General features: G+C 60.6%; 19 protein-coding genes. 10 read left to right on the top strand and 9 right to left on the bottom strand.

Annotated features, from left to right (window positions below):
- Positions 1-40: 40 nt before the first annotated feature.
- Both HUV26_RS09205 and HUV26_RS09200 read left to right on the top strand, forming a co-directional pair.
- Positions 41-1,096, top strand: a complete 1,056-nt coding sequence (locus HUV26_RS09205) for an HDOD domain-containing protein (protein WP_174409819.1) — start codon at positions 41-43, stop codon at positions 1,094-1,096.
- A 106-nt stretch (positions 1,097-1,202) separates the two neighbouring features.
- A complete protein-coding gene (locus HUV26_RS09200) occupies positions 1,203-1,685 on the top strand; it encodes a chemotaxis protein CheX (protein WP_174409818.1) in 483 nt (160 codons plus the stop codon).
- Between the two features lie 60 nt (positions 1,686-1,745).
- On the opposite strand, the gene HUV26_RS09195 is transcribed toward HUV26_RS09200, so the two are convergent.
- From HUV26_RS09195 to HUV26_RS09185, 3 genes are all read right to left on the bottom strand, one after another.
- Positions 1,746-3,770, bottom strand: coding sequence for a monovalent cation:proton antiporter family protein (locus HUV26_RS09195; RefSeq protein WP_174409817.1), 2,025 nt, complete (start codon positions 3,768-3,770; stop codon positions 1,746-1,748).
- A gap of 229 nt (positions 3,771-3,999) precedes the next feature.
- Entirely contained in the window at positions 4,000-4,650 is a 651-nt protein-coding gene (gene trhA, locus HUV26_RS09190) for a PAQR family membrane homeostasis protein TrhA (protein WP_174409816.1), read from the bottom strand.
- Between the two features lie 183 nt (positions 4,651-4,833).
- Positions 4,834-6,534, bottom strand: coding sequence for a SulP family inorganic anion transporter (locus HUV26_RS09185; protein WP_174409815.1), 1,701 nt, complete (start codon positions 6,532-6,534; stop codon positions 4,834-4,836).
- A gap of 675 nt (positions 6,535-7,209) precedes the next feature.
- On the opposite strand from HUV26_RS09185, the gene uppS reads away from it, so the two are divergent.
- The 8 genes from uppS (at position 7,210) to fliS (ending at position 16,568) form a co-directional block, all read left to right on the top strand.
- Entirely contained in the window at positions 7,210-7,950 is a 741-nt protein-coding gene (gene uppS, locus HUV26_RS09180) for an undecaprenyl pyrophosphate synthase (RefSeq protein WP_274602456.1), read from the top strand.
- Complete coding sequence (locus tag HUV26_RS09175) at positions 7,947-8,750, top strand: phosphatidate cytidylyltransferase (protein ID WP_174409814.1); 804 nt, start codon at positions 7,947-7,949, stop codon at positions 8,748-8,750. Before uppS ends, HUV26_RS09175 begins: the two co-directional genes overlap by 4 nt.
- A gap of 15 nt (positions 8,751-8,765) precedes the next feature.
- Positions 8,766-10,334 carry a pyridoxal phosphate-dependent decarboxylase family protein gene (locus HUV26_RS09170; protein ID WP_174409813.1) on the top strand — a complete coding sequence of 523 codons (1,569 nt, stop codon included), beginning with the start codon at positions 8,766-8,768 and terminating at the stop codon, positions 10,332-10,334.
- Positions 10,328-11,629: a 1-deoxy-D-xylulose-5-phosphate reductoisomerase gene (gene dxr, locus HUV26_RS09165; RefSeq protein WP_174409812.1), complete on the top strand. Its 1,302-nt coding sequence runs from the start codon at positions 10,328-10,330 to the stop codon at positions 11,627-11,629. Before HUV26_RS09170 ends, dxr begins: the two co-directional genes overlap by 7 nt.
- Positions 11,626-12,684 carry an RIP metalloprotease RseP gene (gene rseP, locus HUV26_RS09160; RefSeq protein WP_174409811.1) on the top strand — a complete coding sequence of 353 codons (1,059 nt, stop codon included), beginning with the start codon at positions 11,626-11,628 and terminating at the stop codon, positions 12,682-12,684. The genes dxr and rseP overlap by 4 nt, the downstream gene beginning before the upstream one ends.
- Positions 12,665-13,492: a tRNA (adenosine(37)-N6)-threonylcarbamoyltransferase complex dimerization subunit type 1 TsaB gene (tsaB, locus tag HUV26_RS09155; protein ID WP_174409810.1), complete on the top strand. Its 828-nt coding sequence runs from the start codon at positions 12,665-12,667 to the stop codon at positions 13,490-13,492. The genes rseP and tsaB overlap by 20 nt, the downstream gene beginning before the upstream one ends.
- Before the next feature lie 331 nt (positions 13,493-13,823).
- Complete coding sequence (fliD, locus tag HUV26_RS09150; protein WP_174409809.1) at positions 13,824-15,548, top strand: flagellar filament capping protein FliD; 1,725 nt, start codon at positions 13,824-13,826, stop codon at positions 15,546-15,548.
- Positions 15,549-15,557: 9 nt separating this feature from the next.
- Positions 15,558-16,568, top strand: coding sequence for a flagellar export chaperone FliS (fliS, locus tag HUV26_RS16970; RefSeq protein ID WP_174409808.1), 1,011 nt, complete (start codon positions 15,558-15,560; stop codon positions 16,566-16,568).
- 92 nt (positions 16,569-16,660) lie between these two features.
- On the opposite strand, the gene HUV26_RS09140 is transcribed toward fliS, so the two are convergent.
- The 6 genes from HUV26_RS09140 to HUV26_RS09115 all read right to left on the bottom strand — a co-directional run bounded on the left by HUV26_RS09140 (position 16,661) and on the right by HUV26_RS09115 (position 22,090).
- Complete coding sequence (locus tag HUV26_RS09140; RefSeq protein WP_174409807.1) at positions 16,661-17,431, bottom strand: hypothetical protein; 771 nt, start codon at positions 17,429-17,431, stop codon at positions 16,661-16,663.
- A gap of 231 nt (positions 17,432-17,662) precedes the next feature.
- The gene (locus HUV26_RS09135; RefSeq protein ID WP_243451331.1) at positions 17,663-17,986 is read right to left on the bottom strand and encodes a hypothetical protein; all 324 of its coding nucleotides are present in this window, start codon (positions 17,984-17,986) and stop codon (positions 17,663-17,665) included.
- Positions 17,987-18,068: 82 nt separating this feature from the next.
- Positions 18,069-19,550, bottom strand: a complete 1,482-nt coding sequence (locus HUV26_RS09130; protein ID WP_174409805.1) for a zinc-ribbon domain-containing protein — start codon at positions 19,548-19,550, stop codon at positions 18,069-18,071.
- Between the two features lie 159 nt (positions 19,551-19,709).
- Positions 19,710-20,447: an amino acid ABC transporter ATP-binding protein gene (locus HUV26_RS09125; RefSeq protein WP_174409804.1), complete on the bottom strand. Its 738-nt coding sequence runs from the start codon at positions 20,445-20,447 to the stop codon at positions 19,710-19,712.
- A gap of 11 nt (positions 20,448-20,458) precedes the next feature.
- Positions 20,459-21,115: an amino acid ABC transporter permease gene (locus HUV26_RS09120; RefSeq protein WP_174409803.1), complete on the bottom strand. Its 657-nt coding sequence runs from the start codon at positions 21,113-21,115 to the stop codon at positions 20,459-20,461.
- Positions 21,116-21,289: 174 nt separating this feature from the next.
- Entirely contained in the window at positions 21,290-22,090 is an 801-nt protein-coding gene (locus HUV26_RS09115; protein ID WP_174409802.1) for an ABC transporter substrate-binding protein, read from the bottom strand.
- Positions 22,091-22,226 lie beyond the last annotated feature (136 nt).

Raw genomic sequence — 22,226 nt, 5'->3', positions numbered from 1 at the left:
CACGTTTGCCCCGGCAGAGAACGCCCAACGGAGGAATGGCATGAAACCGGATTCTCCCGCCGCCCAACTGGCGCTCAGCGAAGAATATGTGCGCGATTTCTTCATGTATGCAGACCACGATAATCCCGCCATTGCGGAAATCTTCCGGCTCAGCGTGTTCCGCACCGGCGCGGCACTCCGGCAGGGCTGGCAGATGCCCACCGAAGACGCCCGGCTCATGCGCAACACAGAATACCTGCGCGACACCTTTACTCCCGGCATGGTGGACCCCAAAACACTGGTGGACAGCGAGGCGGAGCTGGTCTCCTTCCCCGATGTGTATTTCCGTATCCGTGAAGTGCTGGACTCTCCCACCAGTTCGGCAGACGACGTGGCCCGCATTGTAAGCAACGATGTGGAGCTTACCGCCAAACTGCTCAAACTGGTGAACAGCCCTTTTTACGGCCTTTTGGTAACCGTGGAGGATGTGGCCCACGCCATTGCCCTTGTGGGCGTGACGGAGGTTTCCAACCTTGCGCTGGGCATATCCGCCATTACGGTGTTCAAGGATATTCCCCCGGAGCTGATGGACGTAAAAACCTTTTGGAAGCATTCGGTAAGCTGCGGCGTCTTTTCCAAGCTCATTGCCTCGCGCATGGGCGGGCTGAAGGCCGACCGCTTTTTCACGGCCGGACTGCTGCACGATGTGGGCAGACTCATCATCATGAAAAAGCTGCCGTACGCCTCGGTTCAGACGCTGCTGTACGCCCGCGAGAATATGCTGCCCCTGGCAGAGGCGGAGCGCGATATCCTTGGCTTTGACCACGCGGAAGTGGGCGGCATGCTGCTGGCAGAATGGAAGTTCCCGGCAGGGCTGGTGGATACGGTGCGGTGGCACCATGCCCCGGCATCGGCGCAGGACCCGCTGGCCGCCTCCGTTGTGCAGCTTGCGGACAACCTCACCAACGCCATGGAGATTTCCTGCGGCGGCAAGTACGTGCTCCCCGGCTTACAGGAAGGCGCATGGGAACGACTTGGCCTTAAATCTTCTGATCTGGTTACCGTAACCGCACTTTTTGACAGTCATATTGAAGAACTTTTCGCTGCATTTCTATAAAACCGGGTAGATACCAAAAGGGCCGGGAGCATGCTCCCGGCCCTTTTTCCATCACTTTCCGTCCGCCCCCTTGACAACAGCCCGCCGACAGGAAAAAAGGTTGTCCATGAGCTTCCAGTACAACGTCAGTTTCATCAATCCCTTCCTGTCCGCTGTCATAGATGTGCTGGGCACCATGGCCATGGTGGAGGCCAAACCCGGCAAACCCTACATCAACACCCGCCGTACGGCAGTGGGCGATGTTACAGGGCTTATCGGGGTAACCGGGCATGCCGAGGGCGTTATCTCCCTCACACTGGACGAAAAGTGCATTCTGCGCATCGTCTCCAACATGCTGGGTGAAGAATTTTCCAAGATCAACGAAGAAATAGCCGATGCCGTGGGCGAACTCACCAACATGATCGCCGGGCAGGCACGCGCGCACCTTGCCAACGAAGGGATGAAGTTTCAGGCTTCCACCCCTTCTGTCATCATCGGCAGGAACCACACCCTGAGCCACATCAACAAGCAGCCCATTCTTTCCATTCCCTTCACCACGCAGGAAGGCAATCTGGTGGTGGAGATATCGCTCAACAGCGTGGACGACTAAACGCGCAACGAAAGACAGGATGATGGGCCGCTCTTTGAGACAGCGCGCCCGCTGCGCGGCCTAGATATTTTCTCCGATCACCCCTCCGGCTTCCTCTGCCAACCAGTCCGGCAGCTCCTGCCGCTCGGTTATCTGCGCCAGCTTTCCGAATGCGGCAGCCGCCTCGGCATTGCCGAGCACGCCCACCACATCGCCGCCGTGCAGGGCAAACTCCGCACCGGGGTTGGCATGCAGCGCGCCCTGACGCATTACTCCCACAACGGTTATGCCCACGTGGTTCCTGAGCATCAGCGCGCCGAGGTTTCTGCCGTGCAAAGGACTTTCTTCCGCCAGCGGAATCCACGAAAGCTCCAGCCCCCCGGCCGCACCGCCCAGTTGCATGAGGGTGCGGTATTCCGGGTGCTTTTCGAACACGGCGGCATACCGCTCGCTGCGCACGTTGTCGGAAAACCGCTGAATCTCGCCCACGGGCAAGCCCAGATGCAGCAGCGCCTGACGGGTAAGTTCCAGCCCGGCCTCAAACTCCGGCTGTATGGTCTGGTGCACACCCATCTCGGCCAGCGCGTCCATCTGTTCATGGTCTACCACGCGCGCCACTACGGGCAGGGTGGGATTGTTTCTGTGCGCCAGCGCCACCGCCGCGGCGGCATCTGTTATGGAGGGCACGGTCATAAGCAGCAGGCAGGCGTGGTGCATGCCCGCCGCATCCTGCACCGTGGGCTGCGAGGCATCGCCGTATATGGCGGGGTAGCCCGCGTCCCGGCATCGCTCGAATCGGCGGGAGTTGAATTCTATAAGCACAAAGGGTTTTTCCAGTTGCGCGAGAATGCCCGCCACGTACATACCCACCCTGCCCCCGCCGGCAATGACCACATGGCCCTTCACCTCGCTGGCGGGCATGTTCACGACGTGCAGTTGCTGAGGCGGCATGAAGCGCTTGCGCAGGGCGTACAGCGGAGCGGTGAGCGATGACAGGGGCGGAGTGGCCACCATGCCCAGAATGCCCACCGCCAGAAATATGGAATACTGGTCACGGGGCAGCATGCCGCTTTCCACCCCGACACGGGCAAGCAGGAAGGAAAGCTCGCCCGCCTGAAACATGCCCAGCCCCAGAGCCAGCGGCACCACGTTGCCGTATCCGAAAAATTTGGAAATAAAGCCGAAGATCAGCCCCTTGCCCGCAAAAACAGCCAGTGCCAGCCCTGCCACGATGCCCAGATTGTCGAGCACGAAGCCGGGGTCCACCAGCATGCCCATGGAGGCGAAGAAGAGCAGCCCGAACAGGTCGCGCAGGGGAATGATGTCGCTGAGTGCCTGATGCCCGTAGTCCGACTCACTCAGCACCATACCGGCCACAAACGCGCCGAAAGCGAATGACAGCCCGAGCAGATAGGTGCCGTACCCCACGCCAAGCCCTATGCCGCAGCAGGCCAGCATGAACATTTCCCGCGAGTTCCAGCCCGCGATAAGCCGCAGCAGCCGGGGCATGATACGCGTGCCCAGCACCACCATGCCCGCAAGAAACGCCGCCGCCTTCACGCAGGCCCAGCCAAGCTCGGCCATGCCCGCATCCGGCAGTCCCAGTTTGGGCATGATGATGAGCATGGGCACCACGGCAAGGTCCTGCACGATGAGCATGCCTATCATGACACGGCTGGAAAGCGTGCCTATCCAGCCTTGGCTTTCCAGCGTCTTCAGCACCACCATGGTGCTGGAAAGGGAGACAAATGCGCCGAACCAGAGCGCGGTGAGCGGCGGCCAGCCAAAGGCCACGCCCACCCCGTAGCCAAGCGCCATGCACAGCACAATCTGCACGGGGGTGCCCATCAGGGCTATGCTCCGCACGGGGCGCAGATCTTTGAGCGAGAACTCCAGCCCCAGCGCAAACAGCAGCAGGGCAACGCCAATTTCCGCCAGCAGTTCAATATCGTGAATGTCGGAGACGATGAAGCCGCCCATGTAAGGGCCCACCAGCACACCGGCAAAAATATAGCCGAGAATGAGCGGCTGCCGGAAAAGCTGTGACAGCAATCCCCCGAACAGGCCTGCCACCACAAGAATGACTATGTCTGCCGCAATCCCCATCCGTACCCCCCGCTGTATGCGCGGAACTCATTCCCTGCGCGGTTTATCTCACAGGCACAGGCCGTTTCCCCTTTTTTGCCATATCTTCCGGGCAGAGACAACGTGTGCCCGGCGCGGAAACGCGGCATGCATGCCCCATGCCCGCAGGCACGGCGCAACAGGCAGCGAAAAGCGGTCAACAAGGAGAGGGAAACACGGCCCGCACGGCGCGCATGGCGGAATGGAAACGCTATGCGCGGCTCACGTAGCCGTACATGACCATATAATGGCAAAAGCTCCCGCCCATGACGAACAGGTGGAATATTTCATGGAAGCCGAAGTGCCTTGGCAGCGGATTGGGTTTGCGCAGCGCATAGATGACGGCCCCGATGCTGTACAGCACACCGCCTGCGCCAAGCCATACCAGCGCACCGATCTCCAGTGCCTGCACAAGCGGATAGATGCCCACAAGAGCCATCCATCCCATGCCGAGATACAGGCCGGTGGAGAACCAGCGCGGCGCGCCCAGCCAGAAAATCTTAACCAGAATTCCCGCCGTGGCCACCGCCCATGCGCAGGCGAACAGGCTCCAGCCCCATGTGCCACCCAAAGATATCAGACAGATAGGGGTATATGTGGCCGCAATGTAGACAAAGATCATGGAGTGGTCGATGCGCCGCAGTATGCGTATGCCTTTCTCAGACAGCGGCAGCCAATGGTAGAGCGTGCTCGCGGTGTACAGCAGCACCATTCCCGTGCCGAACACGGCAAAGGTGGCTATGTGCCACGGCATGGCGGGCGAGGCTACCCGCACGATAAGCACTATGGTGCCGACCACGGCAAGCACCGCGCCGATACAATGGGTCAGCCCGTTCACGGGCTCCCGCAGTGAGCGAAACATGGCCCCTCCTACAGAGAACGTGGCACAAAATGTGGCATCAAAAAATGATTGCACGCTTCATTTCCTGCCAGCATAGCCTCAGATCGTTCCGGCCACAAGGGCAACCCGTCTGCCTGAAAACAAAAGGGGGCGTGATGCCCCCTTTCAGATGCTCCGTGAGCAGCCTTGCCTCTGCAAGGTGCGCTACCCGGCGCTCAGTGCGAGGTTATCTGCCCGCTGCATGGCTTCCGGGAGCGTTTCCAGCACATTTCCCTCACCCAGCTTGTTCAGCGTGCCCAGCTTTTCCAGCACAAAGCGTACCCGCGGCTGCAGGCCGCAGACGACCAGTTGAATGTTCTTGCGCCCGGCATGCACCACAAAAGTTTCCAGTGCGTGAATACCTGTGGCGTCCACTGTGGGAACATGATCCATGCGGATGACGATGACCTTGGGCGGCTCGCGCAGCACATGCAGCACGCTCAGAAACCGCTCGGCAATGCCGAAGAAGAACGGGCCGTCCACCTCGTAGATCATGACCTCGCCGGGGCAATATTCACTGCTCGCGCAGGCAATGCGGGAATCGTTGGACAATTCGCCGTTTCCGTTGCCCGCCACGCCCAGACGCAGATTGCTCACCTCGCTCATGCGGCGCATGAACAGCAGGGCGGCAAGCACCACGCCCACCTGCACCGCCACGGTAAGGTCCACCAGAACCGTGAGCAGGAAGGTGGTGACCAGCACGAGCACATCGGAACGCGGGGCGCGCAGAAGGCGGGCGAACTTGTGAATTTCGCTCATGTCCCACGCCACTATGCACAGCACACCGGCAAGGCTGGCCAGAGGAATAAGCGAGGCCACGGGAGCGAGGAACAGCATAAACGCCGCAAGGGTGACAGCATGGATAATCCCTGCCACAGGCGAGGCAGCCCCGGCACGGATGTTTGTGGCCGTGCGCGCAATGGCACCGGTGGCGGGAATGCCGCCGAACAGACCCGAGGCGATATTCGCCAGCCCCTGCGCTACCAGTTCGGTGGAAGGTTCGTGCCGTTCCCCTGTCATGCCGTCCGCCACCACCGCACTGAGCAAGGATTCAATACCCGCCAGCAGGGCAATGGCAAACGCGTCCGGCAGCACCTTGGCGGCAAGCCCGAAAAAGTCGTGCGGCATGGCAAAGCTGGGCAACGCGGCGGGAATGCCGCCGAACCGGGAACCTATGGTTTCCACCTCTAGCCCGGCCAGCCAGACCACCAGCATGGAACTGAAAATACCCACAATATGGGCGGGAATACGCGGACAGAAACGCCGCACAAGCACCATGGCCCCTATGGTCACGCCGCCTGTTATGACAGCACCGTGCTGCATGGTGCCTATGCCCTGCCAGCAACTGTGCAGTTTTTCCAGAAACTCCGGCGACTGTGCCCCGATTTGCAGGCCGAGAAAGTCCTTGAACTGCGAAACCAGAATATACAGGCCGATACCGGCGGTGAACCCCGTGGTCACCGGGTACGGAATGAACTGCAGCACCTTGCCCAGACGGAAAAAGCCCATGAGCATGAGGAAAAAACCCGCCATGAGCGTGGCGACCACCAGCCCCTCATACCCATGCCGGGCGATGACGCCTGCAATGATAACCACAAACGCCCCGGTGGGGCCGCCTATCTGGTAGCGTGAACCGCCGAAAAGGGAAATGATGGCACCGGCCACAATGGCCGTGAACAAACCGCTCTCCGGCGTTGCGCCGGAGGCAATGGCAAAGGCCATGGCAAGAGGCAGGGCCACCACGCCTACGGTGAGCCCCGCACAGATGTCACGGGTTAAAAATGCTCGGGAGTACCCGGCTTTCAGAACAGAAAGCAGGGCGGGCCTGATCCGCAGCGAGATCAGGCCGGAACGCTGTCCACTCATGGCAACCTCCGGAAAGAATCCTTGATACACAAGACTCTGTACGGCCTGGTTGCGGTCCGGCAGCGGGTTGAGTGTGTCGGGCCGCCCCCCGTGCCCTGCCTTGCGGCGGTGCCGGGGGGGTCGTCAGGTTATAGTCAGCACTCCCTAACGCCGAGGCAATCTCATGGCAACCGGAAATTTCCGTATTCCAAAGATTTCTTTTCCGCTTGACGCGAACGCGCGATGTGTTACTTTTGAGTCAAGATTAGGAAACGGTTTTAGGTAACCATCAGCCAACAACAACCGGATACGTTTGTAGGCTATCGGCCCTGGCCCCTATCCAAACATCCAAAAGTCAATTTTGAGCCGGGACTCCCACATGGGGGTCCCGTTCTTCATGGGTAACGCTGCGGGTATGGTGCCGCCCTTGCTCCCTTCCCGCCGCACCGACCATCCGCCCGTTCTCTGCAGCACACTCCGCAGGTGCGTCTGCCCACGTCTGGCTACCCCTGTCCACGTCTGCCCACGCCCGACAGCATCCGACAGCATCCGACAGCATCCGACAGCATCCGTCCGCATCCGACCACATCCGCCTGCCCCCGCACCGCCGCAGCAAACCTTGACGAACCAAGTAAACAGGCGTAATAACATGCGTTGCGCTTTTATAATTTCGCACGAATAATCAAGGGGTTACCGTTGAATACCGATAACCGCCCCCCATGGGCCGCCCCCGAAAGTCTGCCCGCCCATGTTTCCATTATCATGGACGGCAACGGCAGATGGGCAAAGAGCCGGGGGCAGGACCGCACGCAGGGGCACCGCGCGGGCACGGAGACCGCGAGGCGCATTGTGCGCGAGGCCCGCAGGCTGGGCATACGCCATCTCACCCTGTACACCTTTTCCAGCGAAAACTGGGAGCGGCCCAAGCATGAGGTGAGTTTTCTGTTTGAACTGCTGGTCTCCTTCCTCCGCGATGAGCTGCCCAGCCTTATGGAACAGAATATCCGCCTGCATGTGCTGGGCGATGTGAACGGGCTGCCCCTGGCGGTGCGCACGGCTCTGAACCACGCCATGAACAAAACCGCCGGCAACGGTGCCATGACCCTGAATCTGGCACTGAATTACTCCGGACGCGGCGAGATACTGCACGCCGTGCAGGCACTTGTGCGTCAGGGCGTTCTGCCGCAGGATATCACGGAAGAGGCGCTGGCATCGCGACTCTACACGGCGGGACAGCCGGACCCGGACCTCATGATACGCACCAGCGGCGAACTGCGGCTGTCCAATTTTCTGCTGTTTCAGCACGCCTACACGGAGTTCCACTTTACAGACACCTACTGGCCGGATTTCGGTGTGGAGGAGTTCCACGCCGCACTCGCGGCCTATGCCACCCGTGAACGGCGGTTCGGCAAGACCGGAGAACAGATCAAGGCATGACCAATTCCCACAAGCAACGCTGGATTACCGCTGTCATCGTCCTGCCCTTCCTCATCGTGGCCCTGCTTATGGGCGGATGGGTACTGCTGGGTGCGGCGGTCATTGTTTCCACCCTTGGCCAGTACGAATTTTACTCCATGTTCTGGCCGGGCAGGAGCAACCTCTTTTACAAGCTGGCCGGGTGCCTTCTGGGTGCGGGACTGCTATATGCCTCCTTCATCGGCAACCCGTACGCCATGATCGGCTGCATTGCCGCCGGATTCTGGGTGGGCAGCCTCGGCTTCCTGTTCGCCTTCGGCACCGGCAGGGCAGATGCACCAAGGTTCGAACAGGCGCAGGTTCTCACCGCAGGCATGCTCTACCTGCCCCTGCTCATCCAGACGGTACTGCATCTTTCCACCGCCGAGGTTGTTCTCATTCTGTTCGCAGCCTTTGCCTCGGACATCGGCGGGTTTTACGCAGGGTGCAACTTCGGCAGGCACAAGATGTGGCCCTCTGTAAGCCCCAAGAAAACCTGGGAAGGCGCGGCAGGCGGCATGATTTTTTGCGTGGCCATATGCCTTGCGGTGGGACTGTCCTTCGGCAACGCAGCATGGCCCGCGTGGGTGGTGCTGGGCGTTATCCTTAATGTTTCGTCGCAGATGGGTGACTATTTTGAATCCGCCCTTAAGCGCACGCTGGACATCAAGGACTCCGGCACACTGCTGCCCGGACACGGCGGTATTCTGGACAGGATAGATTCCATCCTGCTCGCCCTGCCCGTGTACGCCCTTGCCCGTTCCGTCCACACCTTCTTTTAGCGCGCCGGAAACACCATGAACGCCCCTTCGCTCTCACGCAACCCGGACTACTCGCTGGACCTTGACCGTCTGGACGACCTGCTCAGGCAGGTGGCGGACACCATAGGCAGGCATATTCGGCATATTGACGATGCCCCGGTTGTGGCCCAGACCACCTTTGACGCCGTGCAGGGATCTATCCCGCACGAGCTGCCCCGGCAGGGAACCGACCCCGCCACCGTGCTGGAAGAGGCGGTGGCCGCCTTTTCGCCGGTGAACACGCGCATCGGGCACCCCCGTTTTCTGGCCTGGATAACCACCAGCCCAGCCCCGGCGGGCACACTGGGCGAACTGCTCAGTGTGGGATTCAATCAGGCACCGTTGTCCTTCAAGGGCGGTCCTGCCGCCACCGTGCTGGAGCACGTGGTTCTCTCGTGGTTCGCAGACCTGTTCGGCTACGGCGAAGGATGGGGCGGCACGCTGGTTTCCGGCGGCACGGTGGCCAACCTTATGGGCATGACCGTGGCGCGGCAGGCCCATGTACCCGGAGTGGCGGAAAAGGGACTGCAAGGCATTACGCAGCCCATCACGTTGTACGTTTCCGATCAGGGGCACATGTCCATTTCCCGTTCCGCCATGCTGCTGGGCATAGGGCACGACCATGTGCGCAGCGTCCCTTCGGACGCCTCATTCCGCATGGACGTGGATGCCCTGCGCCGGATGGTGGCCGAAGACCGCCGGGCAGGTTTTCATCCCTTCTGCGTGGTGGCACAGGCCGGTTCAGTCTCTACGGGAGCCATTGACCCGCTGGGGGCCATTGCGGACTTCTGCGAGGAACAGAATATCTGGCTGCATGTGGATGCGGCTTACGGCGGTGCGGCACTGCTCTCTCCCGCTCACCGGGCCAAGCTGGCGGACATACACCGGGCCGATTCCGTGTGCGTGGACCCGCACAAATGGTTTTTTGTGCCGCTGGAGTGCGGCATAACCCTGTTCAAAAGCAGCGCGCAGCAAAAGGCCACCTTCCGCGCCAAGGCCGCCTATCTGGGGCAGGAATCGGACTGGGACCTCAAAAACACCAATTTCCAGCTCTCCCGGCAGGGCCGCGCGCTGAAGCTGTGGTTCACCTTCCGCACCTACGGCACGGATCGTCTGGCCGCCATTGTGGAACGCAACTGCGACATGGCACAGCAGTTTCTGGATCTCGCGCAGGCCTCCTCCCTGTGGGAACCCGCCGCCCCCGCCGATCTTTCCATCGCCTGCGCCCACTTTGTGCCGCCGGACCATATGGACGCGCCGTGGACGCAGGAGGAACTGGACCAGTTGCATGTGGACATTCTCGCGGAACTGGAGCGCAGCGGAGAGGGGTTTCTCACCCCGGCCCGCATAGGCGGACGCGCGGCGGTGCGGCTGTGCATTGCCAACCACCGGACCACGCCTGACGACATCCGCCTGCTGTTCGATACCATGACCGACATAGGCCTGTGCCTGACCGCATGCCGGGCAGGCACACAGGCCGGCAAGGAAGCAAAACAGGCGGACCAGACCGAATGCCCCGCCTCCGGCCCGGTGAAGCACGGTGCGGAAGGACGCGGCGTATGGTAACGGCTCCGCAGCGCAGTGCGCCACAACACGATGACAGCACGGACGAGGGGCATCCCCGCATCCGGTATATCTCTCCCCTGCCCGGTGCCGCGTGGGCAGGGGAATTTCCCCGCTCCGTGGTCGTTCTCGGCTCCACTGGCTCCATAGGAACCAGCGCATTGCAGGTGCTGGCCGAGCAGCCGGACGATTTTCGCGTCATCGGCCTTGCAGGGGCACGCAATCTGGACCTGCTGGCGCGGCAGGCGGCGCAATGGCGCCCTGCCTGCCTTGCCGTGCTGGATGCACAGGCGGCGCAGGCCCTGCGCAGCATGCTGCCCGCAGGATACAATCCGACCATTCTGCACGGACCGCAGGGATACGCGGACATGGCCACCCTGCCGGAAGCCTCTACCGTGCTCTCCGCACAGGTGGGCGCAGCCGGGCTGCGCGCCACCCACGCCGCAGCAGAGGCGGGCAAGATTATTGCCCTTGCCAACAAGGAATCGCTGGTGCTGGCGGGCGACCTGTTCAGGGAGACCTGCGCGCGCACGGGTGCATCCATCCTGCCCGTGGATTCCGAGCACAACGCCATTTTTCAGGCCTTATCCGGTCACGACGGCTCTCCCGTGCGCCGTATCATCCTCACCGCCTCGGGCGGCCCCTTCCGGGGCCGGGACGCGGCCTTTCTTGCCACGGTCACCCCCGCACAGGCACTGGCCCACCCCAACTGGAGCATGGGCGCAAAAATTTCCATAGATTCCGCAACGCTCATGAACAAGGGGCTGGAAGTCATTGAGGCGTACCATCTGTACGGTCTGCCGCTGGACCGCATAGAGGTTGTGGTGCACCCCCAGTCCATCATCCATTCTCTTGTGGAGTATGCGGACGCATCGCAACTGGCGCACATGGGGCCCCCGGACATGCGCATAGCCATTGCCTACTGCCTTGGGTGGCCCAGACTGCTGCGCACCGGAGTGCCGCCGCTGGACCTCATCACCTGCGGCCCCTTGACCTTTGAGCAGCCGGACCTATCCTCTTTCCCGTGTCTTGAGCTTGCGCGCCAATCGCTGCGCGGCGGCAAGGGGCTGCCCGTTGTTCTGAACGCCGCCAACGAGGTGGCTGTGGAGCGATTCCTTCAGGAGCAGGTTCCCTTTTCCGCCATTCCCGCCCTCATAGAGCGCGCCATGCACGCGCATGGCGGCCCCGCCCCCGCCTCTCTGGACGACATAGAGGCACTGGACGGAGAGACCCGCGCCCGCGTGCGCCAATGGGCGGACGCATACCGCCCCACACCAAGGAGCCAGACCCGACCATGAATACAGCCATCGCCATTGTGCTTGTCCTCGGCGGTCTCATATTCTTCCATGAACTGGGCCATTTTTCCGTGGCCCGCCTGCTGGGCATAGGCGTGCGCGCCTTTTCGCTGGGATTCGGTCCCGTGCTGTACAAATTCCGGCGCGGCAAGACCGAATACCGACTTTCTGCCATTCCGCTGGGAGGCTACGTCTCCCTTGCCGGAGAAAATGACGAGAACGACCTTACCGGCGGCTTTACCGAGAAAGAGAGTTTTATCAAGCGGCCCACGTGGCACCGCATGCTTGTCATTGTGGCTGGCCCGCTGGCCAACCTGCTGCTTGCCTTTTTAATTTACTGGGGCCTGTTCTGGAGCGCAGGGCAGATGCACATTGCTCCGGAAATAGGCAACGTGCGCGATGGCAGCCCGGCAGCGCAGGTGGGGATTGCGGAAGGCGATACCATTACGGATATCGCCGGAGCCCGCATCGAATACTGGAACGATGTGGCGGACACCATAGGCAAGAGCGGCGGCACGGAAATTTCCATTACCGTGCTGCGCGAAGGCCAGCCTATCACCTTCCAAGTGGTTCCTGAAAAGCTGCTCCGCAAGAACATCTTCGGTGAGGATGAGGAAAGCTACCTCATCGGCATAGCCGCATCGGGCAAAACGTTCACCCAGCCCCTCGACGGCGTTTCCGCAGCACAGGCAGGGCTGGAACATACGTGGGAGATGATTGTCATCACCGGCAAGGGATTTGCCAAGATCATCCAGCGGGTCATTCCCATGGACAACGTGGGCGGCCCCATCATGATTGCCCAGATGGTCAGCCAGCAGACTGAATATGGCGTTGCCGCCGTGCTGGCCCTTGCCGCGCTCATAAGCGTGAATCTGGGCCTGCTGAACCTGCTGCCCATTCCCGTTCTGGATGGCGGCCATCTGGTCATGCTGACCTTTGAAACCATATTCCGCCGTCCCGTACCCACACGGGTGATGGACATCGCCACCCGGGTGGGCATTTTGCTGCTCATAACCCTTATGGTCTGGGCCACCTTCAATGACGTACGCAGACTCTAGCCTCACCCTCGTTCTCAACGGCGCGGAAGCGCGGCTGCAAATCGTCTGCGGGCACGGCACGGAACTAGTGTTTGCGCAGGAGTGGTTCACGCCGCGTCACGGCATGCAGGTGCTGGTGCCCGCGCTTTTGGACGCCCTGCACCGAATGGGGCTTACCCTCGCCTCCATAGGACGCATTGCCGTGGTACGCGGCCCCGGCTCGTTTACGGGGCTGCGGCTGGTGCTTTCCACCGCGCTAGGCCTTTCGTTGCCCGCAGGCCTGCCCATGGCGGGCTTAGGCTATATGGATGCCCTTGCGGCAGATGCGGCTGCCCTGCGCCCCTGCGACAACATATGGTGCATTACCCACGCCCGGCGGGGTCTTGTGCATATGCAGGGGTTCACCTCGCGGTACAACGGCCCTGTCTGCGCCCTGCCCCGCGCATCCGGCGCTGAGTTTTCCGCCCGGACGGAGGAAAACACCCTTGTGCCCCTCTGCCCGCCCATTTCGGCCACGCTGGAAGAGGCAGCACAGCGCATTATCACGCACGGGGGCGACACCGTGCTCACAGGTTCCGGCGTGCGCAAAAACAGCGACTTCTTTGCCGAATACCTGATCGACGCGGCGGTGCTGCCCCCCCGATTCGACCACCCCGCCCCGGAAACCCTGCTGACACTGGCCCACGCCGCCGCCTACGGGCATGAGCCTGTGGAGCCTTTATACATCCGCCCCTGCGATGCAGAAGAGAATCTGGATTCCATAGCTTCCGCCAAGGGGCTGGACCCCGCAGCGGCACGCGCTGAGCTGCAAAGGCTCACCCGCAGCTAGCGGCCCTCTGAAACAACGCTCTCTGCGATGTAACGCTGACTGTTCAGACCGTTACGTGCCCTGCCTGCCCGCACGGAATACGGCCCGAGCATGGCTTGCGCCCTGCATCGTACCGTTTTTTTTTAACGGGCCGCGAAGAAGGACACTGCCGGTGATCCGCCCCGGACCTGTGCAGCGGCAGGGACGCTAAAGTAATCAGCCACACGGACGATATGCCTTTGTGAGGCAGCTGCGGCTTGCGCCGAACTATCCCTCCCGCTGCATGGCATCGGCCTTGCAAGACCGGAAACGGATACCCACGTCTGGGAAAAAACTGCCCGAGGTATGAGCTATGGCTGACTACATGTCCGGCGGGATACGCTTTTCCGGTCTTTCGTCCGGCACCGACTTCGACTCGATGATCGATCAGTTGAAGAAGGTGGAATCCATTCAGATGAACCGCATGACCCTGTGGCGAGCGGACTGGCAGCGCCGTGTGGATGCGTTCGGCACCATCAACACGGAAATCAAGGCGTTTCAGGACACTGTGCGCAGCATGGACACCATGAACAAGTTTCTGTCCAAGGCTGCCTCCAGTTCCTTTGATACCGTTGCCAGCGCCACCACCGATGTTGCCGCCACCGAGGGCGTGTACAAGGTGGAGGTGGGCCAGCTCGCCCGCAACGCCATGTGGACATACAATGACGGGTTCTCGTCCACCACGGCCAAAGTAAACACCTCCACGGAGAACCAGACCCTTCAGTACACCTACAAGGGGAAAACGCGCACGCTCACCGTTGCGCCCAACACCACCCTTGACGGTCTGGTGAACATTATCAACACGGACCCGCAGAATCCGGGGGTTAAAGCCGCACTCATCAAGAACGGCGATTCATACCATCTGCAGGTGCGCGGCATGGACCTTGGCGCCGCCAACTCGCTCACCATAGGCGCGGGCACCAACCTTTCTGCCATTCAGGGCACCCCGGCCGACAAATGGGACGTGCAGACCGCGCAGAACGCCATGTTCCGGGTGAACGACTGGCCTTCCGGCAGCTTTATCGAGTCTTCAAGCAACACAGTGACCGAGGTGATTGACGGCCTTACCCTCACCCTTAAGGATGTGGGAACCACCCAGATAACCGTTGCCTCCGACAAGGAGAAGATTAAGGAAAAGATTCAGGCTTTTGTGGACGGCGTAAACACCATACGCACCACCATACAGAATCTTACCAAGATTAACGAAAACGCCACCGCCAAAGACCCCAACGAGACGGGATCGCAGTTCGATGCGGAAATAGGCTCGGTGCTCACGGGTAACTACGGCGTGCAGTTGCTCTCTTCCCGGCTAAAAATGGCCGTGGCGGGCAGGGCGGACGGGTTTGACTATTACAATACGGCCAACGGGGGTTCCGGCGATTACTACTCCACCCTCGCCCATATAGGCATCCTTACCGTTGCCGACCAAGGTGACACCCGCAACGGCCTGCTCACCATTGATATGGACAAGCTGGACGAGGCGCTGACCAAAGACCCCAACGCCGTAGCCGAACTCTTTGCCGCAGACAACATAGGAGCGACGGACTCCCAGCATTTTTCGTACTACTCGCAGGTTAAGGGCATTACCAAGCCCGGCATCTACGATGTGAAGTACGATGTGGACGCGGGCGGCAACATCATCAATGCCCGCATAGGCGGAAAGCCCGCCAGTGTTGACCCGGAAACCAAGCAGATAACGGCGCTTACCGGCGATGCCAGAGGTCTCATCGTTCAGGTTAACAACCTTGTCCCCGGATCATACTCCGACACAGTGCGCCTGAAGCAAGGCAAAGCAGGACAGATGGACGGGGTGCTCAAGGACATGCTGAGTTCCGAGGGCACACTCAAGATCATTGAAAAGAACTATGAAAAGATCATGGACGGGATCGACAAGAAGATTGAGCGCGAAACGAACCGCATTATCCGCTGGGAACGCACCATGCGGCTCAGGTTTTCGCGCCTTGAGGCGACTCTCGCCCAGTACAACGGGCAGATGACATCGCTTGAAAACCAGATCAAGCAACTCACTGCCAAGTAGGAGCATACGATGCAGAAGGCAGCCAAGGCATATTTTCAGACACAGGTGGCGACAACTTCCCAAGGGAAGCTGCTGCTCATGCTGTATGACGGCTGCATTAAGTTTCTCAATCAGGCCAAGGTGAAGATTGAGGAACGCGATTATGCCCAGAAAGGGATACTCATTTCCAAGGCGCTGGATGTTATCAACGAACTGGACAGCAGCCTGAACGCCGACAAGGGTGGCGAGCTGGCGGAAAACCTGCACAAACTCTACTTTTACTGCTCCACGCGCCTGCTCAACGCCAACCTGAAAATGGATATCGGCTACATTGACGAGGTGATAAAGATACTTTCCGGGCTGCGCAGCGCCTACGCGCAGATAATTGATACGCCCGAAGCAACGGCAGCCGCCGCCATGACCACTCCCGTGCAGAGCGGGCAGACACATGTGCAGCACGCTGGAGCGGGAATGCCCAAACCTCCGGCCTTCGGGGCCAAGGGGCCGATGCCCAAGGCGCACGCCTTTGCCGCCTCCACTCCGCAGAGTGGTCTATACGGGCCTGCATCTGCCGGAACGCAGCAGACGTCTGCTGCCTTGGCCGGATTGGCCGGTTCCGAAGGAGCTACCGGGACAACCGGGCCAGCCAGATCAACGGGCCTGCCCGGATCGGCAAATCCGGCTGGATTGGCAACCCCGGCCAGATTTGAAAGCAATGCCGTTTCCGCCGGCACCGATGGCCCGGAAAAGGCTTTCGGAACGCCCTTGGCTCCCGCAGCCAAAGCGGGAACGGCACTGGGCACTGCGGAGTTGCAGCCCGCTCAGGCACTGCAGGGACAGCATGCCCGGCAAACGCCGCAGGCAGAGCCGCCTGACAGACAGGCGAGCGGGCAGGCGAGCGGACAGGCGAGCGGACAGGCGAGCGGGCAGCCTAATGAGCCTGGCGAGCAGACTAACGGGCAGCCCCTCAATTTTGCAGGCAAGCGGCTCAGCGGCGCGGCCATGTACCGCAAAATGGCCACCCACAACACCACCCCCTGATTCCGCATATCCATTTCGCTGAATGCAAGACCGGGCCGGAAGTTCTCCTTCCGGCCCGGTTTCTGTATGACGACAACGCAATGGCAGCATGATCAAAACGCCGTATCGCCCCCCTGCGCTTCTGCCTGTCTGGCCTCCTCCTTCAGCGGGGCGACCCACGCATGCAGCGGAACGGCCATGTCATGCGAAAGCACCTGCATCACAGCGCCCGTGGGTTCTGCGGGCAGGCGCGTCTTTGCGGAGAACAAGATATAGTCACGGGTACGCTCGCTCTGCATCACGCCCGCGTGGGCCATGGACCAGATAAGCTGGCCGCTGGCGGAATCGTAGATATCCAGTTGCAGGGCCACATGCGTGTCTCCGGCGGTACCGCCGGGCATGTAGTGGGTAATGTAGCCGCCCACGGCAAGGTCTGCTCCGCGCATGCGGGCAAGGCTTACGGCGCGCTCGGGGGTGTAGTAGTCGGAATAGTCGGCAAACTCCATGACCGGGAACAGCTCTTCCTCAAGCCACGTCTGCCAGACCATGCGCGAAAGTTCCCGGCTTATGTGCCTGCCCTGCGCCATGTTCACCTTGGGCATGAACGGGAAGAACAGGACCGTGGGCTCCACGGCAGGCTCCTCACGCGGGCGCAGATACACCTGCACCTTGCCCTTGCGCACCCACTGATCCCAGACCACCTGCGGCTGTGACGTAAGAGCGGGATTGGCCCCATCCGGCGTGGCACGGCCTGCCGTTTCCTTGACACCCTCAGGAATCATGTCGGAAACGGCTCCGGTCATGCGGGAGACAGAACACCCCGCCCCCAGCAGAAATATGAAAATAAGACCAGCTATGCCAATAGGTTGCATATATCGCTTCATGGTTCACCTTCTTGTGCGGGCATTGTGGCCGCGTTACGGCTGCACGTTGTCCCATGCGGGACACCGCTACGCATGCAAGTTAGATGCCGCACAAAGCGGACCCAGGAGACGGGCTGGAAGAAAAGGGCGGGTATTGAAGGAGTCCGGGAAGCCTGAGAAATCCGGGGACTTGGGGAAGCTGAAAACTGCGTGTGCCGGCAGGGGCTACTGGCAGGGGCTACTGGCAGAGACCTACTGCACCCTGTCAGTGGGCGTAGGGGCACTGCGCATGGATTCGAGCAGCTGCGCCCGCGACTGTTCAAGGGATTGATGCAACTCCAGCCGACGCTGCACGGACAACCGATGAAACTCCATGCGCCCGGTCAGGTCGATGAGCTGGCCCACCTCGGTCCGTATGCGCCATATACGGGCACCACGCTCCGGCAGTTCCGGGTTCACGCGCTCCACAATTACCGCAAGCTCCTGCAATTCGGACGCAAGCTTGCGGATGCTCTCCGGAGAGATTTTGGCGGAATACCGTATCCGGTCGCGTATTTCCCTGCAAATGCGTTTCATCCACCCGAACATACGGGGCCACCTCCCGTTTCCTGGCCACAGCCTTTCGGCACCGCCGCCCTTTCCGGCGTTTCCCGGCTATCTACCAGAGCAGCACTCCACCCACTATAAGCATGAACACGGGCAGCATGACCAGTATAGTTTGCGGCAGACGCAGATTATGCGCATGGCGCAACCCCTTTATAATCAACAGCAGGAACCATAGCCGGGCGATAACAGGCCCAGCAAGTGGGATGCAGGCCGCAAGCAATGCCGAACTGCTGTACGCCACCACGCGGAAGGTGGTGGCAAAAGGCTTGCCGCGGGGAACGAGGAACCGGACGCATCCGTGGCACAGGCAGGAAACCGCCACCAGCAGCCCCAGCCCGCCCAGTAACAACCGGCCCGCCCACAAGGGCAGCGCAGAGATTTCCGCGAAGTTCGCGGGCAGTTCCGCAAACCGTGTTTCCGCCAGCAGTCCGCTCAGCAGAGAGGCAGCGCCGAACAGCATGCCCGCTTCCAGCAGGGCCGCCAGAGTTGCCGTGAAAAGGAAAAAGATTACGGCAGCCGTTACGCCGCCCGCTCCCTGAAAGCCCCCGAAGAAGTAGGCGGGCGAGAAAAGTGCTTCCTTTACTGTGCGCCACCATGCGCCCCCCAGGCCCGATTTGCCCCGGTGCTCCCACGGAATGGACATTTCAAACCCGGCTGTGCGGGCAAAGGGCGGAACGGAGCTGTCGCCGTCGCCCATGGCGGCTATGGCGTCCCATATGTCTCCCTTGCCCCCGGCTGCGCCCTCTCCGTACTCGCTCAGCGAGCCGAGATGACGGTGGGGCTTGCCCACGCCACTGGGCGGACTGGCTTCCCGCTCATCCGCGTGCGGTTTGTCCGGTGCGGCATGGTGGGCAGCGGGGGGGGCTTCCGGGGAGGCGTCATAGGCATCAGCGAAAGCATCAGCGGAAGCATCGGCGGCATAAGCGGCGGCCTGTTCCACTTCGGTATAGCCGTCCCCGGTCTGCCCGTAGGCAGTGTATTCGGAAGGCTGCTCATACTGAGTGGCGGCGTCATCGTACGCTGCTGGGTCTGCTACTTCGTCGTATGCGGCGGGTTCGCGGTACATGCCGCCATAGCCGCCAAGCCTGTCATGCCCTACAGGTCTGTCATGATCATAATCGGGCACTTCGTGCCCGGCAGGCTCATCGGCTCCGTGGGCCGCTTCCGTTCCGTATTCTGCAACCCGGACAGACGAGCCGTAAAACACGCCTTCTTCACCCGCATCCGCAGAGCCTTCCGGTTCGGGGTAGGCGTCCGGCTCCGCAGCACTGCCCGCGCGCCGTGTAGCCTGCTGTGCGGCCTGCTGTGCAACCTGTTGTGCTGCCTGCTGCGCTGCCTCCCATGTTCCGTAGGCGGACGGGGCGGGAGCCGAGCGCATAACAAATCCTTCATCGTCGCCATCCTCTGCGGCAACGTGTTCTCTGAACCGGAATTTGTGTTTGCATTTCGGGCAGGTGGCAAGCTGTGCGGTAGGCGGAATCCGTGTAAGATCCACCTCGCGTTTAAACTGGCATTCCGGGCAACGTATGAGCATGCGCTTTCCTTGTCTGAATGATATCGCCCATTGTACGACCAGCAATACGGCAAATCAAGGCAACGGCGCAAAAAACAGACCGCCCTTGCAATTGGGCAGAATAACAACCGATTCACGATTCAGTCCAGAAAAAAACACGCCCTTCACAGAACAGGAGCTCTACAGTATCTGCCCCAGAAACTCCTGCGTGCGCGCATGTGCCGGAGCGGAAAACAGCGCATCCGGCCTGCCACGCTCAAGAATAACACCCTCATCCATGAATACTGCGTAATCCGCCACCTCGCGCGCAAACCCCATTTCGTGTGTCACCACCATCATGGTCATACCGTCATCCGCCAGTTGCCGCATAACGGAAAGCACCTCGCCGACCAGTTCGGGGTCCAGCGCGGAGGTGGGTTCGTCAAACAACATGACCTCCGGCTCCATGGCAAGGGCACGCGCAATGGCCACCCGCTGCTTCTGCCCGCCGGAAAGCGTGGCGGGGTAGGCATCCTTCTTCTCTTCCAGACCCACTTTTTCCAGATAATGCCGCCCCAGTTCCCGCGCCTGCTTTGCGGGCATACGGCGCACCTGTGTGGGCCCCTCTATCACATTGCCCATGACCGTCATGTGGGGGAACAGGTTAAAATGCTGAAAAACCATGCCCACCTTGGCCCGCAGCGAGTTAATAAAAGGTTCTTCGCCACGCACCACCTGCCCGGCCACGCGAATTTCTCCCTCGTCGTACGATTCCAGATAGTTAACGCATCTGAGCAGCGTGCTCTTGCCTGAACCACTGGCACCGATAACCACCACCACGTCAGAGGGCATGACTTCAAGGTCTATTCCCCGAAGAACATGGTGCTCCCCGAACCACTTGTTCAGATTCCGTATTTCTATAACCGGCGTGTTTGTCATACGCTACTCCTTCAGGCACCGGAAACGTCCAGACGCTGTTCCAGCCTGCGGAACAGCCAACTGAACAGTGCCGTATAAAACAGATAAAATATTGCAGCGATAAAGAGCATTTCCATCATCATGAAGTTTGATGAGGCAAGCTGCTGCGATTTGAGCAGCAGTTCGTTGATGGTGATGGTGCTCGCAAGCGACGAATCCTTGAGCGCAATGATGAACTGGTTGCCCATGGGCGGGATGGCACGCTTGCATGCCTGAGGCAGGATTATGCGCACCATGGCGCGCGGGTACGACATGCCGAGACTGCGCGCCGCTTCCATCTGCCCATTAGAGATGGAAACAATGGCCCCCCGGAATATTTCTGCTATATACGCCCCGTTGTGTATGCCCAGCGCCAGCACGGCGGAGGTAAGGGCGTTCAGGCCCAGAAGACCGCGCAGACCGAAGTAGATGAACAGCAATTGCAGCAGCAGAGGCGTTCCGCGTATCAGATAGATGTAAGCGCGGGCCGGAATATTGAAAACCAGCCGTTCCGAAATACGCAGAAAGGCTGTGCCGAGTCCGAGCACCAGCCCCAGCAGGATGCCCAGCACCGTAATCTTGAGGGTCATCCACGCTGCCGGAAGAAAATAGGGAACATAGTTTGGGAGAGAGGAAAAATCAAAATACATGAAGGCCTTTCCCGTTGAAGGGTGAGCCGGCAGGGGGCGGAAGACGAACCAGTGCCGTCTCCACGCCGCCTATACCGAACAGGGGATGCCGGGAAACGTATACCGGAAAGCGCACACCGGACAGGTCTGGCCTCCGTATGCGCAGGGGCTTCAACCGGCAGAATGAGCCGCAACTCAGCGGGTGGTTATGTCCACACCCAGCCACTTTCTGCTCAGACCGGCAAGGGTGCCGTCATCATGCATAGCCTTCAGCACGGTGTTCACCTCTGCAAGCAGTGTGTCGTCGGCCTTGTTTATGGCAACGGCAATATTCTCGCTGCGCAAGGGACCACCCAGCATGGTAACCTTGAACCTGCCTGCGTTCATGGCGTTCACGCCGACCACTCGGTCGGTGATCACGGCATCCACCACGCCGTTGCCCAGTTCCATCAGGGTCTGGGTATCATCCTTGTATAACCGCACCTCTCCGGCCTTCAGCCCCTTGGCGTCCTCCTCAAAGGTGGTTCCCGTCACCACGCCGATGGTTTTCCCTTCCAGCTGCGCAACATCGGTAACGGGACCGGTGGCTCCGTCATCGCCCGTACGCACCATCACCTGCGCCCCGGAATAGTAGTAGGGAATGGAAAAATTCACCACGCGCTGCCGACTCTCGGTAACGGCCATGCTGCCCAGAATGCCATCATACGTTCCGGCGCGGAGTCCTTCGATAATGCCGCTCCACTCCGTTGTCACAGGCCGCAGGGCAACGCCCATACGACGGGCCACCTCTTCGGCCACATCCACGTCAAACCCGGTAAGCCGGTTCTCGGCATCGTAAAAATTGAATGGCGGATATCCGCCGCTCATGGCAAAGCTGATCTCCCCCGCCTTTTTCACGCGGGCAAGCGAATCCTCCTTTTCATCAGAGCATCCCGCAACGACGGCAAGCAAAAGCAGGACAACGGCAAGCTCGGTAATACGTTTCAGCATGTTCATGACACCTCCTGTGATAGCGTTTTCAGAATACGGAGGGCAGCAGACGCACCACCACCCTACGGGGGGATGTCCGTCAAAAGATGCATGGCGCGGCAAGATCAGGAAGGTCTTTGTGCGAAAGGCAGTGGATTCCCGC

The sequence above is a fragment of the Desulfovibrio psychrotolerans genome (assembly GCF_013340305.1).
Classification (GTDB): Bacteria; Desulfobacterota; Desulfovibrionia; order Desulfovibrionales; family Desulfovibrionaceae; genus Halodesulfovibrio; species Halodesulfovibrio psychrotolerans.
The sequence above is the reverse complement of the archived record's forward strand: the minus strand, read 5'-3'. Positions and strand labels throughout refer to the sequence as shown.